This window comes from Mesorhizobium sp. CA10, assembly GCF_020165285.1.
Classification (GTDB): Bacteria; Pseudomonadota; Alphaproteobacteria; order Rhizobiales; family Rhizobiaceae; genus Mesorhizobium.
Map to the genome: position 1 here is coordinate 234,580 of NZ_JAIUHV010000002.1, position 16,115 is coordinate 250,694.

Here is a 16,115-nt window from a genome sequence, read left to right on the forward strand (position 1 = left end):
CCTGCTCTCCGCCCGATCGAGGTTTTTCGGCTAGATCATCTCCAGGCCGCGCTTGCGCGTCGGCGGCGGGAAAGCGCGATCGAGCTCGGCAAGGTCTTCCGCCGTCAGAGCGATGTCGAGCGCGGCGGCGTTCTGGCGCACATGCTCCTGGCGGCCGGCCTTCGGGATCGCGATGACGCCGTCCTGCATCATTATCCAGGCAAGCGCGATCTGCGCGGCCGTTGCGTTGTGGCGGGCGGCGACCGCCTCTAGCCGCGCATTGCTAGCCAGCGCGCCCTGCTCCACCGGCGAATAGGCCATCAGCGGTATGCGGCGCTGCCGGCTCCACGGCGCAAGGTCGAATTCGAGCCCGCGCCGCGACAGGTTGTAAAGCACCTGGTTAGTCTGGACATTGCCGCCGGACGGCAGACTGACTAGATTCTCCATCTCGTCCGTGTCGAAATTGCTGACGCCCCAGTGGCGGATCTTGCCTTCCGTTTTTAGCGCCTCGAACGCTTCCACGGTTTCGGAAAGCGGCACGCTGCCCGGCCAATGCAGCAGATAGAGATCGATGCGGTCGGTGGCGAGGCGCTGCAGGCTGCTCTCGCAGGCCCGTTTCACGCCGGCGCGCGAGGCGTTGGAGGGCAGCACCTTGGAGACCAGGAAGGTCTCGTCGCGGCGCCCGGCGATGGCTTGCGCCACCACCTCCTCGGCGCCGCCATCGGCATACATTTCGGCCGTGTCGATCAGCGTCATGCCGAGGTCCAGCCCAAGCTTCAGCGCCGCGACCTCATCGGCGTGGCGCCGTCGATCCTCACCCATCTTCCAGGTGCCTTGGCCCAGCACCGGGACGGTTTCGCCCGACGGCAGCTTCAAGGTTCTGATCAACGAGGGCATGGCGTTCTCCGCGTAAGGCTGGATCGCAGCACAGCCACAGTTGGAAATCCAGACCGACGCCGGCTGGCCGCCCGGATTTCCCGCAGTGACTATTTCGCCGGATGCTTGGACTATTTCGCCGGATGCTTGGCGAGCCAGTCCTGCATCTGCTTGATCTCGGCTTCCTGTGCCGTGACGACGCCTTCAGCGAGCTTGCGTATCTCCGGGTCCTTGCCGTTGGCGATCACCACCTTGGCCATGTCGATGGCGCCCTGATGATGCGGGATCATGCTGCGGACGAAATCGACATCGGCATTGCCGGTGTATTTGATCGTCATGTCCTTATGCATCTTCTTCATCGCCTTCTCGTAGCCGACGGTGGCCGGGCTCTGGGCGCCCATCGCCATCTTGGACATGTCGTGCTTCATCTCCTCCGAAGAGGCCGGCACGCTTTCGAGGAACACGGCGAGCAGCATTCCGGCCGCCATCAAAAGCAGCACGATTTTCTTGGCCAGGGTCATTCAAGTCTCCTTCTGTTGGATTGCGTATCTGGGGGTCTTGCTCAGAGTTTCAACGTTCTCAGCCGCAGCGCGTTGCCGATCACGGAGACCGATGACAGGCTCATCGCCGCCGCCGCCAGCATCGGCGACAGCAGCGTGCCGGTAAGCGGATAAAGCACGCCGGCCGCGACCGGCACGCCGAGCACGTTGTAGAGGAAGGCAAAGAACAGGTTCTGGCGGATGTTGCGGATCGTCGCCTGGGCGAGAGTGCGTGCCCTGACGATGCCGTTGAGGTCGCCCTTGACCAGCGTGATGCCGGCGCTTTCGACCGCGACATCGGCGCCGGTGCCCATGGCGATGCCGACATCGGCGCCGGCCAGCGCCGGCGCGTCGTTGACACCGTCGCCGGCCATGGCGACGCCGGCGCCCTTGGCACGCAGTTCCTCGACCAGCGCGCCCTTCTCATCCGGCAGCAACCCGGCGCGGACCTCGTCGATGCCGAGCCTGCCGGCAATCGCTCGTGCCGTGCGCTCGTTGTCGCCTGTCGCCATGATGATGCGCAACCCCTTGTCGTGCAGCGCCCTTATCGCCTCGGCCGTCGTAGTCTTTACCGGATCGGCGACAGCGACGATGCCGGCGAAACTGCCCTCGACAGCCACGAACATGGCCGTCTTGCCTTCGGCCTGCAGCGCCTCGGTATTGGCCGCTGACGTTGCGACGCGAAGGTCCGCCATCATCGCCGCATTGCCGAGCGCGACCTTCCTGCCCGAAACCGTGCCCGAAACGCCCTTGCCGGTAATGGCTTCGAAATCGACCGCGTCGGCCAGCTTCAGGCCGCGCGCGGCAGCGCCCTCGACGATCGCCTCGGCCAGCGGATGCTCGGAGCCCTTTTCCAGCGCGGCCGCGAGGCCGAGCAGCTCGTTCTCGCCGATGCCCGCGGCCGGAACGACATCGGTAAGCCGCGGCTTGCCCTCGGTCAGCGTACCGGTCTTATCGACGATCAGCGTGTCGACCGAGGCGAAACGTTCCAATGCCGCCGCTTCCTTGATCAGCACGCCGGCATGCGCGCCGCGCCCGGTCGCGGTCATGATCGACATCGGCGTCGCAAGACCGAGCGCGCAGGGACAGGCGATGATCAGCACCGACACCGCCGAGACGATGGCGAAGATCAGGCTCGGTTCGGGGCCGACGAGCGCCCAGGCGATGAACGCCAGGACCGCCACCAGCACGACGGCCGGGACGAAATAGAAGGACACGCGGTCGGCGAGACCCTGGATCGGCGCCCGCGAGCGCTGCGCCTTGGCGACCAGCTCGACAATGCGCGACAGCGTGGTCTCGGCGCCGACCTTCTCGGCGCGCATGACCAGCGAGCCGTTCTTGTTCAGCGTGCCGCCGGTGAGCATGTCGCCTTCCGTCTTCTCGACCGGCAGCGGTTCGCCGGTGATCATCGATTCATCGATCGCCGACCGACCCTCGAGCACGATGCCGTCGACCGGCACGGCATCGCCGGGACGGATGCGCAAGCGGTCGCCCGACTTGACGCTGTCGAGCGGTACGTCCTTCTCGGAGCCGTCGGCGCCGATCAGCCGCGCTGTCTTCGGGGCAAGGTCGAGCAGGGCGCGGATGGCCGAGCCGGTGCGCTCGCGGGCCTTGAGTTCCAGCACCTGGCCGAGAAAGACCAGCGCGACGATGACGGCGGCGGCCTCGAAATAGACCGGGACGGCGCCGTCATGACCGCGGAACTGATGCGGAAAGAGGCCCGGGAACAGGGCGGCGATCACGCTGTAGAGGTAGGCGGCACCGACGCCCAGCGAGATCAGCGTCCACATATTCGGGCTACGGTTGAGGATCGATTCCCAGCCGCGATGGAAGAACGGAAACGCCGCCCACAGAACCACCGGGCTCGCCAGCGCCAGTTCCACCCAGGTCTTCGTGCGGCCGTCGATGAGGGTTTCGAAGCTGAAGCCCAGCATCGGCGCCATGGCAATGATCAGGAGCGGCACGGAGAGCACCGCGCTGACCCAGAAGCGGCGGGTGAAATCGACGAGCTCGGGATTCGGGCCTTCCTCGCCTGTCGGCACGCCCATCGGTTCCAGCGCCATGCCGCAGATCGGACAGGAGCCGGGCTTGTCGCGGATGATCTCGGGATGCATCGGGCAGGTGTATTGCGTGCCCTTGGGCATCGGCTGCGGCTCGGGCCGGCCAGCGAGGTATTTTGCCGGCTCCGCCTCGAATTTGCCCTTGCAACCGGCGGAGCAGAAATAGAAGCCCTGCCCTTCATGGCGAACGAAGTGCTTCGCGCTCGCGCGGTCGACGCTCATGCCGCAGACGGGATCGGTGGCCGTCAAATAGCCCTCGGGCTCGGCCTGGAATTTCGTGCGGCAGCGCTCGCTGCAGAAATGAAAGGTGCGGCCGCCATGCTCGGCCGTCGGCTTGCCGGCCGCCGGATCGACCGTCATGCCGCAGACAGGGTCGCGAAGCACCGCTTCGGTGTCGGGCGCGACATTCTTCGCAGAGCAGCAGCCGCCGCCATGCGCATGATGGTGGTGGTGGTCGGAATGGGTCATCAGCAATACCTCGGAATTCTCGAATTGAGGCGGAGGTAGTCCTTCCAGTAACTGGAAGGTCAAGAGCCGGTTTCGACTTTTGCGAAAATCGGCCGGGCGATTGCGGATTACGCTTCTGCGCGATGGCAATCGCGGCCGCCTGCCCCATACACAGCGCCGCGAAAACAGGCTATAGACGCCGCCGAATGGCAAAGATCTCCCTGAAACTCGACGAAATCATCGATGGCGATGCGCTGCGCCGCGACTTGACCGCGTTGACGGCGGCGAGCGCCGGCGACGGTTCAGGACCGGCTGCCCGCACGGCCGTCCTCCAACTGCTCAAGGCCAGGATGGCCGAAGGGCGAAAGATCGCCGAGACCATGCTCAAGCAGGACGGCGGCGGCAATGCCTGCGCCGAGCGGCTGTCGCATCTGATGGATGAACTGATCCGGGCGCTCTATGATTTCGCCGCCACCCATGTCTATCGGGTCAAGAACCGGTCCGCGGCCGAGCGCATGGCGGTCGTTGCCGTCGGCGGCTACGGCCGCGGCACGCTGGCGCCGGGTTCCGACATCGACCTGCTTTTCCTGCTGCCCTACAAGCAGACCCCATGGGGCGAGCAGATCGTCGAATACATGCTCTACATGCTGTGGGACATGGGGCTGAAGGTCGGCCACGCCACCCGCAACATCGACGAGTGCCTCAGGCTGTCGCGCGGCGACATCACCATCCGCACGTCGATCCTCGAGGCACGCTTCCTGTGGGGCGAGCAGAAGCTCTATGAAGAACTGCTCACCCGTTTCGATCACGAAGTGGTGCGCACGACCGGGCCGGAATATGTGCAGGCCAAGCTCGCCGAGCGCGACGAACGCCACGCCAAGGCCGGCGAAAGCCGCTATCTGGTTGAGCCCAATGTCAAGGACGGCAAGGGCGGACTGCGCGACCTGCAGACGCTGTTCTGGATCGGCAAATATTTCTACCGCGTGCGCACCGGCGAGGAACTGGTCGAGAAGGGCGTCTTCACCGAGGCCGAATATCGCGAATTCCAGAAGGCCGAGGATTTTCTCTGGGCGGTGCGCTGCCACATGCATTTCCTTACCGGCAAGGCGGAAGAGCGGCTGCATTTCGACATCCAGCGCGAGATCGCCGAGCGGCTGGGCTATACGACGCATCCCGGCCTGTCGGCGGTCGAGCGCTTCATGAAGCACTATTTCCTCGTCGCTAAGGATGTCGGCGACCTCACCCGCATCTTCTGTGCGGCGCTCGAGGAAGAGCAGGCCAAGCATGTGCCGGGCTTCAACCGCATCTTCCTCACCTTCCAGCGGCGCAAGCGCAAGCTTGCCGGCACCTCCGACTTCATCGTCGACAATCACCGCATCAACATCGCCGACGACAGCGTGTTCGAGCGCGATCCGGTCAACCTGCTTAGGCTCTTCTGGTTCGCCGACAAGCATGGGCTGGAATTCCACCCCGACGCGCTGAAGCTGCTCACCCGCTCGCTCGGGCTCGTCAACAAGTCGCTCCGGCGCGACGAGGAGGCCAACCGGCTGTTCCTCGACATCCTGACGTCTGACCGCAATGCCGAGCTCAATCTCAGGCGCATGAACGAGGCGGGGCTGCTCGGCAGACTGATCCCCGACTTCGGCAAGATCGTCGCCATGATGCAGTTCTCGATGTACCACCACTATACGGTGGACGAGCATCTGATCCGCTGCATCGGGGTGCTGGCCGAGATCGAGCGCGGCGACGGCGCGAAGGTGCATCCGCTGTCCCACACGCTGATGCCTGGCCTGAGAAAGAGCCGTGAGGCGCTCTATGTCGCGGTGCTGCTGCACGACATCGCCAAGGGCCGGCCGGAAGACCATTCGGAAGCCGGCGCCAGGATCGCGCGGCGCATCTGCCCGCATATGGGGCTGTCGGCCGCCGACACCGAGACCGTCGCCTGGCTTGTCGAGAACCATCTTGTGATGTCGATGACGGCGCAGACGCGCGACCTCAACGACCGCAAGACGATCGAGGATTTTGCTTCGATCGTGCAATCGGCCGAGCGGCTGAAGCTGCTTTTGATCCTCACCGTCTGCGACATCAGGGGCGTCGGGCCGGGCGTGTGGAACGGCTGGAAGGGGCAGTTGCTGCGCACGCTCTATTACGAGACCGAACTGCTCCTGACGGGCGGCTTCTCGGAAGTCTCGCGCGCCGAGCGCACGGCCGCGGCGCGCGAGCGGCTGGCCGAGGCGCTGTCTGCCTGGCCGGCGAAGGAGCGCAAGCGCTATGTCGCGCAGCACTACGAGAATTACCTTCTGGCGGTTGACCTTGCCGATCAGCTTCGCCATGCCGAATTCATCCGCGAGGCGGATGCAGCCGGCAAGAAGCTTGCCACCATGGTCAAGACGCATGAGTTCGAGGCGGTGACGGAGATCACCGTGCTGGCGCCGGACCATCCGCGCCTGCTTTCGATCATTGCCGGGGCATGTGCCGCGGCCGGCGGCAACATCGTCGACGCGCAGATCTTCACCACCTCGGACGGCCGCGCGCTGGATTCCATACTGATCTCCAGGGAGTTCGACCGCGACGAGGACGAGCGCCGCCGCGCCGAGCGCGTCGGCCGGCTGATCGAGGACGTGCTTTCGGGCAAGAGCTGGCTGCCCGAGATGATCGAGAAGCGCACCAAGCCGAAGCGCGGCGCCAAGGCGTTCCGGATTCCGCCGCGCGCCGAGATCCGCAACACGCTGTCGAACCGTTTTTCGGTGATCGAGGTCGAGGGGCTGGACCGGCCGGGCCTGCTGTCCGAGATCACCGGGACGCTCTCCGACCTTTCGCTCGACATCGCCTCGGCGCATATCACGACGTTCGGCGAGAAGGTCATCGACACGTTCTACGTCACCGACCTGACCGGACAGAAGATCGACAGCCCGACGCGCACCGCCACCATCCACAAGCGGCTGATCGATACGCTTGAAGGCAATTCGTCCGAGCGTAACGGCAAGGCCAAGGCGGCGGCCGAGTGACATCCATTTGACGCAATTTTTCTGGCAGTCGTTCCCAGCATGAGCCTAGTCAAGAAATTCGCCACCGTCGCCTCCGGCACGCTGATGAGCCGTGCGCTGGGCTTCGGCCGCGAGATGCTGATGGCGGCAGCACTCGGCACCGGACCGGTCGCCGACGCCTTCAACGCCGCTTTCCAGTTTCCCAACACCTTCCGCCGGCTGTTCGCCGAGGGCGCCTTCAACGCCGCTTTCGTGCCGCTGTTCGCCAAGGAGATCGAGCAGCATGGCACCGACGGCGCCAAGCGCTTCTCGGAGGAAGTGTTCGGCGTGCTGTTCTCCGCGCTTCTGGCGCTGACCATCGCGATGGAACTGGCGATGCCGCTGATCGTGCGCTACCTGGTGGCGCCGGGCTTTGCCGACATTCCAGGCAAGTTCGAGACGACCGTCACGCTCGCGACAATCATGTTCCCGTATCTCATATGCATGTCGCTCGGCGCCATGATGGCCGGGATGCTGAACTCGCTGCGCCGCTATTTCGCGGCGGCGATCGCGCCCGCCTTCCTCAATATCATCCTGATCGGCGTGCTCGCCTATGCCTGGTATCACGGGCTGGACGCGCATGATGTCGGTTTCGGCCTGTCCTGGGGCGTGCTGGCTGCAGGCATCGTGCAACTCGCCATCGTCTGGATCGCGGTGCGTAATGCCGGTATCTCGATCGGCTTCCGCCGGCCGAAGATGACGCCCAACGTCAAGCGGCTGCTGATCCTGGCACTGCCGGCGGCGATCACCGGCGGCATCACGCAGATCAACCAGCTGATCGGCACGGCGATCGCCTCGGCGCAGAACAGCGCCGTGTCGTCGCTCGCCTATGCCGACCGCATCTACCAGCTGCCGCTCGGCGTCGTCGGTGTGGCCGTCGCCATTGTGCTGTTGCCGGAACTGTCGCGGGCGCTGAAATCGGGCAATTTGGTCGAGGCAGCCAATTTGCAGAACCGCTCGGTCGAGTTCACCTTGTTCATGACGCTGCCCGCCGCCGCGGCGCTCTGGGTGATGTCCGAGCCGATCGTGCGGCTGGTCTATGAGCGCGGCGCCTTCGCCGCCAACCACTCGACGCCGATCGTCGCCTCGATTCTGGCGATCTTCGGCCTCGGCCTGCCCGCCTTCGTTCTGATCAAGGCGTTCACGCCCGGCTATTTCGCCCGCGAGGACACGCGCACGCCGATGGTTTTTGCCGCCATCTCGGTCGGCGTGAATGTCGCGACGGCGCTGAGCCTGTTCCCGTCGATGGGCGCGCCGGGCATCGCGGTTGCTTCGGCCGTCGCCGGCTGGGTCAACGCGCTGATGCTGCTCGCCATGCTGATCAGGCGCGGGCATTGGGGCCGCGACGTGCCGCTCTTGCGACGCATTCCCCGGCTGGTGCTCTGCGCCGTGATCATGGCTGTGGCGCTTTACTTCGCGGAGCGCCACTTTGCCACACAGATTGGGCCTGGCTCGCCGCTCGTGGTAAAGGCGACGACGGTGCTTGGGCTGGTCGCCGGGGGCGCCGCGTTCTATTTCATCGCCGCCTTCGGCACCGGCGGCGCCGATTTCGGGATGCTCCGGCGGAACGTGAAGCGAGGCTCAGGCAAGCCGACGCCGCCACCGGTTGCGGAACAGTCTCCAGACCCGTGAGCCGAAAGACGACCCGCGCTGTCGACAGACATCGGACTTCACCTCACAGCTGGTCATAAACTGAACGCGGCAGCACTTTGCGCGCTTGCTCGCTCAATTCTATTCCAAACTCGGCCCTAAGCCGCGCAGCTGTTTCCAAGGGCGTCTCGCCGATGCGCCTGCGCTCCAAGGCCTCCCGCGTCGCCATCATCACCGCCTCGGTGAGGCTGACACCCTCAATCGCTGCCAGGACTCGCGTCAGCCTATCCGCTTCCTTGTTTTTGATGCTGAGGGCCATGCCCTATATCTCCGCGCCAGCTTCGTCGCCGTCTGGCAATTGTCTCACCCGCGCTCCAGAGCCAACCGCGCTCCGAAAGCATGATCGAGGTCTAAAGCGAGTCCGTCATGCTACGCAGGATCAGTCCGGCTTGGCTAGGGAGCAATCCAACGCCGGTTGGCCTCTTGATCGGATGCCGTGCTTCGTCCATAAGCGCGCCGTCGCAAGACTTTCGCCGCGCGCGGTTTCCAGCCGCATGATTGGCTCCAAAAAGTCTGCAACTTTTTGGAATCATGCTTAGACGGCCCTCCACAAGCCATGAGGAATTCATGTCCGCCTTCAAGCCACTCGTCTTTTCGGGCGTCCAGCCGACCGGAAACCTGCATCTCGGCAACTATCTCGGCGCCATCAAGAAATTTGTCGCCCTCCAGGATCAGTCCGACTGCATCTATTGCGTCGTCGACCTGCACTCGCTGACGGCGCAGCTCGTGTATCAGGACCTGGGCGACCAGACGCGCTCGATCACCGCGGCGTTCCTGGCCTCCGGCATCGACCCCAAGAAGCACATCGTCTTCAACCAGTCGCGGGTCATGCAGCACGCCGAGCTCGCCTGGATCCTCAACTGCGTGGCCCGCATCGGCTGGATGTACCGGATGACGCAGTTCAAGGACAAGGCCGGCAAGGACCGCGAGAACGCCTCGCTCGGCCTGCTCGCCTATCCGAGCCTGATGGCCGCCGACATCCTGCTCTACCGCGCAACCCATGTGCCGGTGGGCGAGGATCAGAAGCAGCATCTGGAGCTGACCCGCGACATCGCCCAGAAATTCAACAACGACTTCTCCGAGAAGATCGCAGCCCTTGGCGTCGGCGTCGAAATGCAGGTCGGCGAAGAGACGGTGAACGGCTATTTTCCGATTACTGAACCGGTGATCGGCGGCCCGGCGGCGCGCATCATGAGCCTGCGCGACGGCTCGAAGAAGATGTCGAAGTCGGACCCGTCGGACCTGTCACGCATCAACCTTACCGATGATGCCGACACCATCTCGAAGAAGATCCGCAAGGCCAAGACCGACCCCGAAGCCTTGCCGAGCGAGATCGATGGGCTGGAAAGCCGGCCCGAGGCGGAAAATCTCGTCGGCATCTATGCCGGCCTCGCGGAAATCTCGAAGGAAGAGGTGCTGAAGGAGTATGGCGGGCAACAGTTTTCCGTGTTCAAGCCGGCGCTTGCCGATCTTGCCGTGGAGAAGCTGGCGCCGATCGCTTCCGAGATGCGCCGCATCGAGGGCGACCGCGCCTATGTCGACGCCGTGCTCAAGGATGGCGGCGACCGGGCCCGCGCAATCGCCGAGGGCACGATGAAGACCGTGCGCGACATTATCGGCCTTCTGCAGGACTGATCCAGCGACCTCCTCGGACCATTGCCGCGCCGGCCGGCGGCTTGCCGCCGGTTCGCGGCAGTGGCAGATTGCGACCGAAACCATACCGAGCAGATAGACATGGTCTCCAAACGCCTCAGCCGCGAAGCCGGCCATCGCCGCAAGTTCCTGGCGATCATCGACGACACGCCCGAATGCGAGCGCGCCGTCGCCTATGCCTCGAAGCGGGCGCAAAGCACCAGCGGCGTGCTGGTGCTGCTCTACGTCATCGAGCCGGACGACTTCCAGCACTGGCTGGGTGTGGAAAAGATCATGCGCGAGGAAGCCACGGCGACAGCCCGCGCGGCGCTCGACGGCTACGCCAACAAGGTGCGCCAGCATGCGGGGATCGAGCCGGAGCTGGTGGTGCGCGAAGGCAAGCCGACGGAAGAAATCCACAAGCTGATCGAGGAAGACCAGGACATCGCCATCCTTGTGCTGGCCGCCGGCGCCGGCAAGGAAGGCCCAGGGCCGCTGGTCAGCGCGGTCGCCGGGCGCGGCGCGGCTTTTCCCATTCCGGTCACGGTGGTGCCGCAGAACCTGTCCGACGAGGAGATCGACAGCCTGGCTTGAGGTGCTTCGATATTCAGGTGAGGCCGGCCTGCAAATGGCCGCCTGACCTGAATCTCGATCCACCTCGACATTCGTGATAGAAGCCGAAAAACATTCCGCCAGCCAGCCGTTCCAGCGACGCGTTTCGCTTGAATGTCCAGCCGATAGAGCCTATTTAGAATTATTCCAAACTATCGGCCCGGGAAGGGCCTGGAGATACCCATGTTCATCCAGACCGAATCGACGCCGAACCCGGCGACGCTGAAATTCCTGCCGGGCAAGGAAGTGCTGCGCGAAGGCACAGCCGATTTCCGCAACGCCGAAGCCGCGGCGGAGGCCTCGCCGCTGGCCGGCCGCCTGTTTGAGATCCCGGGCGTCACCGGCGTCTTCTTCGGCTATGATTTCATCACCGTGACCAAGGACGGTCCGGACTGGCAGCACCTGAAGCCGGCGATCCTCGGCGCCATCATGGAGCATTTCATGTCCGGCGCGCCGGTCATGGCCGCGACCGCTCCGGCGAGCGAAGCTGGCGAGACCGGCGAATTCTACGACAAGGCCGACGAAGAGCTGGTGCTGACCATCAAGGAACTGCTCGACACGCGCGTGCGCCCGGCCGTCGCCCAGGACGGCGGCGACATCACCTTCCGCGGCTTCGAGAACGGCACCGTGTTCCTGCACATGAAGGGCGCCTGCGCCGGCTGCCCGTCATCGACGGCGACGCTGAAGCACGGCATCCAGAACCTGCTTCGCCATTTTGTTCCGGAAGTGCAGCAGGTCGAGCAGGTCGCCTGAGAACCCACTGGCCGGCCGCGTCGTGCGGCGAAGCGAATTCCGATCCAAGATCGCAAAAACAAAAAACCGGGCCCCAACAGCCCGGTTTTCTGTTTTTGGACGTCTTGTTGTTGCCTAGACGGTCCGCTTGCGAAAGCTTTTGGCTCCGGCCTTCGTGATCACATCACGATGACCTTGGCGCCGACCGACGTGCGGTCGTAAAGATCGATAATGTCCTGGTTCATCAGCCGGATGCAGCCCGACGACATCGCCTTGCCGATCGAGAACCATTCCGGGCTGCCATGCAGGCGGTAGCCCATGTCGCCGCCCTTGTTGAAGAGATACATGGCGCGCGCGCCGAGCGGGTTCTTCAGGCCCGGTTCCATGCCGCCGGCGAACTTGGCGAGCTCGGGCTGGCGCTTGATCATCTGCGAGGGCGGCGTCCAGGTCGGCCATTCGCGCTTCAGCGCGATATGGGCTGTGCCGTGCCATTCAAAACCCTCGCGGCCGACGCCGATGCCGTAGCGCATCGCCATGCCGTCGCCCTCGATGAAATAGAGGAACTTGTTCTGCGTATCGACGATGATGGTGCCCGGCTTCTCCGACGAGTCGTACCGCACTTCCTGGCGGTGGTACCTGGCGGGGACCTTCTCGATCGGGATGCGCGGCAGCTGATAGCCGGCATCGGTCATCGCGCCATAGTTGTTGGTGAACATTTGCCCACCGATGGTGCTGCACCCGCTGATCGCGGTCGACAGCGCAAGAGCGGCGAGGATTGCAAATGACTTCAAGCGCATGAAAAGGTCCGACGCCCCGCCTCATACCAGCGGCACGAGTCGGCCGCTTTGTTGCCACCATTCATGCTGGCATTTCTTTTGCTTGCCAAGCGCGCACTGCCTATATGCAAGGCCTTACGCGCCGGTAAGTGCCCGACTGCGGCATTTTCGCAACAGGCCTTACAGGATTATGAAGCAAAATCAATGGGGCGGCTCAGGGAGCCGCCTGCGATGCGAGGAGAGCGCCATGAATGTCGGTGATGCCGCGGAGCGTTCCGGCCTGCCGGCCAAGACCATCCGCTACTATGAGGAGATCGGCCTGATCCGCCCGGCGCGGGCCGAGAACGGCTATCGCGATTATTCCAGTGACGATATCCACCGGCTCGCCTTCCTGCGCCGCGCGCGCAATCTCGGCTTCTCAATCGACGATTGCAGGCAGCTGATGGCGCTCTATCAGGACCGCGGCCGCGCCAGCCATGACGTGCGCGAGATCGCCGCCGCCCATGTCAGAGCGATCGAGGAGAAGGTACGCGAATTGCAGTCGATGCGCTCGACGCTGCAGACACTGATCCACGCCTGCCACGGCGACGACCGGCCGGACTGTCCGATCCTGGACGACATGGCGGGCGCGGCCTGAGGTCCGAGGCCTGTCAGCGCTTCCAGAAATCGCGGTGCGGGGCGAGCATCTCGTCCGCGATTTCGGGAAAGGGGCCGAACACCTCGATCTTTTTTTGGCCGGACGCGAAGACGGTGCGCGATGTAAGGTTCATGGTCGGGTTCTCCGCATGATCCCCGGTGAGCGCCAGGAGGCTGGCTTCCTCGACCCCGTAGACCAGACGCCCGATATTCGCCCAATACATCGTGCCGGCGCACATCGCGCATGGTTCGAAGGTCGAGACCAGCGTGCATTGCCACAGGAACTCCGGCTCATAGGCCGCTGCGGCGCGGCGGGCCAACTCGGTCTCGGCATGGCGCACCGTGTCGAGATTGCCCTGCCGCATCAAAATGCGATCGTCCGGCCCGACCAGCACGCAGCCGAACGGATGATGCCCATGTGCCGCCGCCTCGCGCGCGACGGCATCGGCGGACCGGAGGTGGGCGAGCATCTGGTCGCGGGTCATGGGAAAATTCCTTTCATGGCGAGATTGCCGCCATGAGGCATGACCAACAAGGCTAATCTTCTATGAACCACGGCTCAAGCATCTACTTGGCTTTGCGCTCCACCCATTCTGGTTTGGTGCTATTTTGACGATCACCTACAATGAGATTGCCGGATGGCTATCCAGGACGACATCGAACGGGTCGAGCAGCACATCCGCGAGATCGAACAGCGGATCGAGCGCCAGCGCGCGGTCATCACCCAGGCCGAAGAAAACGGCCTGCCGACCGACGGTCCGAGCAATTTCCTGTGGTTCCTGAAAGAGGCATTGAGCCTGAGCCGCGACCACCTGGCCAGGCTTCTGGCGGATGAATTTCGAGCGGGGGACTAGCAGTAGCGGGCCTCGCCGTAGACATCTGCTGTCTTTGCGGCGGTCCGCGTCCATTATGTCTGGCATTGGCAGATCGCAATCGTCGTAGCGCTCACCATAGTTATGAGTGTTGTCTATCCCGCTATCAGAACCCTGATACGCAAGCGTTCTGCTTGACACGGCCCGCCGAAAAAAGGCAGGGGCCGAGCTAGCGAGAAATAAGGTAACATAACCTAAGCGATTCCTGATGCAGTGGGCGCTGCCATACCCGCTTTTCACAGACCAAAACGCGAGCGGGCCGCAGCAAACGGCGGGCCAACCGCTGGTTTGGGGCTGGGCCACGATAGTGCCGCGCTTGTGATTGGTCTTATCTTATCATCTGGGCCCATGGTGGCCTCGGGTCAGTCGTGGCCTGCGGATCGTCTAGAGCCATGCCACAAGACCCCATCCGAATTGACCAGTTTTGGGATAAGAACCCGCTGGTGATGCCATGGATGGAGAAATACCTTCCGATAGATCGTATGTGGCAAGATGCGGTCGCCACCGTAATGGGTATTACTGCTATTACTTGTATAGGCTTGGCGATGCTTTTCCTATTCCTTCCAAATAACGTATTCACTGGGATAATATGCGTATTGCCCGGCGGCTATCTTTTAGGAAGTTTCAATGAGAGAATGTCACGCGCGCAGACGAAATTCTTCCACGCCAAGAGAGACGAGGGAAGAATTGGCAACGCCAATAATGCAACTGGCTCAAACGGCCCCGTTGCGGACAGGTAGCCACCAACCGCAGAGCGTGGGTTTGTCAACCAGATGATCGCCGGCCTGACAGGGGTTCAAACCGTGAACAAAATCTGGCATGGTGCCTCCCATGCCACTCGTTTCCCCGATTCCCCTTAACCCGTTGATCGACGGCCGCCAGTCGGAGCGCGCTATGCTGGTGCGGCGCGGCGTGCAGCGGCTGCTCACCGAGATGGGCGCGCATGTGCTGCCGGAGCTGTCTTTGGCCACCGGGCGGCGCGCCGATCTCGTCGCGCTGACCAGGCAGGGCGATATCTGGATCATCGAGATCAAATCCTCGATCGAGGACTTCAGGGTCGACCGCAAATGGCCGGACTACCGGCTGCATTCCGACCGCTTTTTCTTCGCCACCCATCCCGGCGTTCCACAGGACATCTTTCCCAAGGAATGCGGCTTCATCCTCTCCGACGGCTATGGCGCGGAGATCCTGCGCGATGCGCCCGAACACCGCATGGCAGCAGCGACGCGCAAGGCGCTGATGCTGCGGATTGCCCGCGCGGGCGCCGCGCGGCTCTTGGCGGCCGAGCTTGCCGGCGTCGCCGTGCCGGCGCTGGATGGCGAGAGCGAGTAGTCGTCGCGGTGTGTGGATGCCGGTGCGTACCGCTGGCTTCCAACCTCAGGTCGAGCTCAGGCCAACCCTGCGCCAGGCCAGCGAGAATTTTCTTCCCGCACCGATGATTTCCGCTGAACCCGATTGTCTTCACCTATAGGCGCGTCCGGATGGCCGGCGGCCTGGAAAAAGGTGATCAAATGAAACCGTTGCAAAATCAGAATGTCGTCGTCGTCGGAGGCAGCCGGGGTGTCGGCCGCTCGATCGTGGAAGCAGCGCTTGGCGCGGGAGCGACCGTGCTTGCCGTCGCCCGCGGCGCCGCCGATCTGAAGCAACTCGCCTGGGAACGCCCAGGCTTGAGAACGCTTAGCACGGACGCGACGGCGGAAGGCGCACCGCAAGCGGTTTTCGATGCGCTGGCACCCGACGTGCTGGTGGTCTGCGCGGGCGCGCTCGCCCCTTCGGCGCCGATCCAGGAGCAAAGCTGGGAGGTGTTCTCGGCAAACTGGGAGATGGACGTCAAGGCATCGTTCCTGTTTTGCCGGGAAGCGCTCAAGGGTCGGCTCAAGCCCGGAGCCCGTGTGCTGCTGATCGCCAGCGGAGCCGCCATCAGCGGCGGCCCGCCGAATTCCGGCGGCTATGCCGGCGCCAAGCGCATGCAGATATTCTTGGCCGGCCATTGCCAGAAGGAATCGGACCGGCTCGGCCTCGGGCTTCGTTTCATGGCGCTTTCGCCGGCCCGCATCATGCCGGGCACCGGGGTCGGCGATCGCGGCATTGAAAGTATCGCGGCCTATATGGGCATCCGTCCGGCCGACTTTCTGGCCAGCATGAGCGACATGCAGACGCCGGCCGATGTCGGACAGGCGGTGATCCAGCTCGCGACGGGCAAGCTGCAGGGCAGCTCCTTCACCGTAAGCGGCAGCGGCCTTGCGGCGGCGGCATGAGGCGCGCAGGATGGCGGCCG

General features: G+C 63.9%; 16 protein-coding genes. 10 read left to right on the forward strand and 6 right to left on the reverse strand.

What is annotated here, in order from left to right:
• Window positions 1–30: 30 nt before the first annotated feature.
• The 3 genes from LB535_RS04600 to LB535_RS04610 all read right to left on the reverse strand — a co-directional run bounded on the left by LB535_RS04600 (window position 31) and on the right by LB535_RS04610 (window position 3,922).
• Window positions 31–876 (reverse strand): aldo/keto reductase, encoded by an 846-nt coding sequence (locus LB535_RS04600; RefSeq protein WP_224631333.1) that lies wholly within the window; start codon window positions 874–876, stop codon window positions 31–33.
• Window positions 877–986: 110 nt separating this feature from the next.
• The gene (locus tag LB535_RS04605) at window positions 987–1,376 is read right to left on the reverse strand and encodes a DUF305 domain-containing protein (RefSeq protein ID WP_224545121.1); all 390 of its coding nucleotides are present in this window, start codon (window positions 1,374–1,376) and stop codon (window positions 987–989) included.
• A gap of 41 nt (window positions 1,377–1,417) precedes the next feature.
• Window positions 1,418–3,922, reverse strand: a complete 2,505-nt coding sequence (locus LB535_RS04610) for a heavy metal translocating P-type ATPase (RefSeq protein ID WP_224631334.1) — start codon at window positions 3,920–3,922, stop codon at window positions 1,418–1,420.
• 185 nt (window positions 3,923–4,107) lie between these two features.
• Between LB535_RS04610 and LB535_RS04615 the strand changes: the two genes are divergently transcribed.
• Together LB535_RS04615 and murJ are read left to right on the forward strand one after the other, a co-directional pair.
• Window positions 4,108–6,909 carry a [protein-PII] uridylyltransferase gene (locus tag LB535_RS04615; RefSeq protein WP_224527011.1) on the forward strand — a complete coding sequence of 934 codons (2,802 nt, stop codon included), beginning with the start codon at window positions 4,108–4,110 and terminating at the stop codon, window positions 6,907–6,909.
• 39 nt (window positions 6,910–6,948) lie between these two features.
• Window positions 6,949–8,559, forward strand: a complete 1,611-nt coding sequence (murJ, locus tag LB535_RS04620) for a murein biosynthesis integral membrane protein MurJ (RefSeq protein WP_224631335.1) — start codon at window positions 6,949–6,951, stop codon at window positions 8,557–8,559.
• Window positions 8,560–8,602: 43 nt separating this feature from the next.
• On the opposite strand, the gene LB535_RS04625 is transcribed toward murJ, so the two are convergent.
• Window positions 8,603–8,836 (reverse strand): type II toxin-antitoxin system VapB family antitoxin, encoded by a 234-nt coding sequence (locus tag LB535_RS04625; protein WP_224631336.1) that lies wholly within the window; start codon window positions 8,834–8,836, stop codon window positions 8,603–8,605.
• Window positions 8,837–9,144: 308 nt separating this feature from the next.
• Between LB535_RS04625 and trpS the strand changes: the two genes are divergently transcribed.
• The 3 genes from trpS (at window position 9,145) to LB535_RS04640 (ending at window position 11,574) form a co-directional block, all read left to right on the forward strand.
• The gene (trpS, locus tag LB535_RS04630; protein WP_140546775.1) at window positions 9,145–10,212 is read left to right on the forward strand and encodes a tryptophan--tRNA ligase; all 1,068 of its coding nucleotides are present in this window, start codon (window positions 9,145–9,147) and stop codon (window positions 10,210–10,212) included.
• A gap of 99 nt (window positions 10,213–10,311) precedes the next feature.
• Window positions 10,312–10,803, forward strand: coding sequence for a universal stress protein (locus tag LB535_RS04635; RefSeq protein WP_095766113.1), 492 nt, complete (start codon window positions 10,312–10,314; stop codon window positions 10,801–10,803).
• A 201-nt stretch (window positions 10,804–11,004) separates the two neighbouring features.
• The gene (locus LB535_RS04640; protein WP_095766114.1) at window positions 11,005–11,574 is read left to right on the forward strand and encodes a NifU family protein; all 570 of its coding nucleotides are present in this window, start codon (window positions 11,005–11,007) and stop codon (window positions 11,572–11,574) included.
• A 158-nt stretch (window positions 11,575–11,732) separates the two neighbouring features.
• Here the strand turns inward: LB535_RS04640 and LB535_RS04645 are convergent, their stop codons facing one another.
• Window positions 11,733–12,350, reverse strand: coding sequence for a L,D-transpeptidase (locus LB535_RS04645; protein WP_140802045.1), 618 nt, complete (start codon window positions 12,348–12,350; stop codon window positions 11,733–11,735).
• Between the two features lie 226 nt (window positions 12,351–12,576).
• Here LB535_RS04645 and cueR point away from each other — a divergent pair, with 226 nt between their 5' ends.
• Window positions 12,577–12,966: a Cu(I)-responsive transcriptional regulator gene (cueR, locus tag LB535_RS04650; RefSeq protein WP_224631337.1), complete on the forward strand. Its 390-nt coding sequence runs from the start codon at window positions 12,577–12,579 to the stop codon at window positions 12,964–12,966.
• 13 nt (window positions 12,967–12,979) lie between these two features.
• Here the strand turns inward: cueR and LB535_RS04655 are convergent, their stop codons facing one another.
• Window positions 12,980–13,450 (reverse strand): nucleoside deaminase, encoded by a 471-nt coding sequence (locus LB535_RS04655; RefSeq protein ID WP_224631338.1) that lies wholly within the window; start codon window positions 13,448–13,450, stop codon window positions 12,980–12,982.
• A gap of 153 nt (window positions 13,451–13,603) precedes the next feature.
• Here LB535_RS04655 and LB535_RS04660 point away from each other — a divergent pair, with 153 nt between their 5' ends.
• The 4 genes from LB535_RS04660 to LB535_RS04675 all read left to right on the forward strand — a co-directional run bounded on the left by LB535_RS04660 (window position 13,604) and on the right by LB535_RS04675 (window position 16,095).
• Window positions 13,604–13,819 (forward strand): hypothetical protein, encoded by a 216-nt coding sequence (locus LB535_RS04660; RefSeq protein ID WP_224631339.1) that lies wholly within the window; start codon window positions 13,604–13,606, stop codon window positions 13,817–13,819.
• Window positions 13,820–14,229: 410 nt separating this feature from the next.
• Entirely contained in the window at window positions 14,230–14,577 is a 348-nt protein-coding gene (locus LB535_RS04665; RefSeq protein ID WP_224527019.1) for a hypothetical protein, read from the forward strand.
• 91 nt (window positions 14,578–14,668) lie between these two features.
• A complete protein-coding gene (locus tag LB535_RS04670) occupies window positions 14,669–15,169 on the forward strand; it encodes an MmcB family DNA repair protein (RefSeq protein WP_224631340.1) in 501 nt (166 codons plus the stop codon).
• A 179-nt stretch (window positions 15,170–15,348) separates the two neighbouring features.
• Window positions 15,349–16,095 carry an SDR family NAD(P)-dependent oxidoreductase gene (locus LB535_RS04675; RefSeq protein WP_224631341.1) on the forward strand — a complete coding sequence of 249 codons (747 nt, stop codon included), beginning with the start codon at window positions 15,349–15,351 and terminating at the stop codon, window positions 16,093–16,095.
• Window positions 16,096–16,115: the final 20 nt, after the last annotated feature.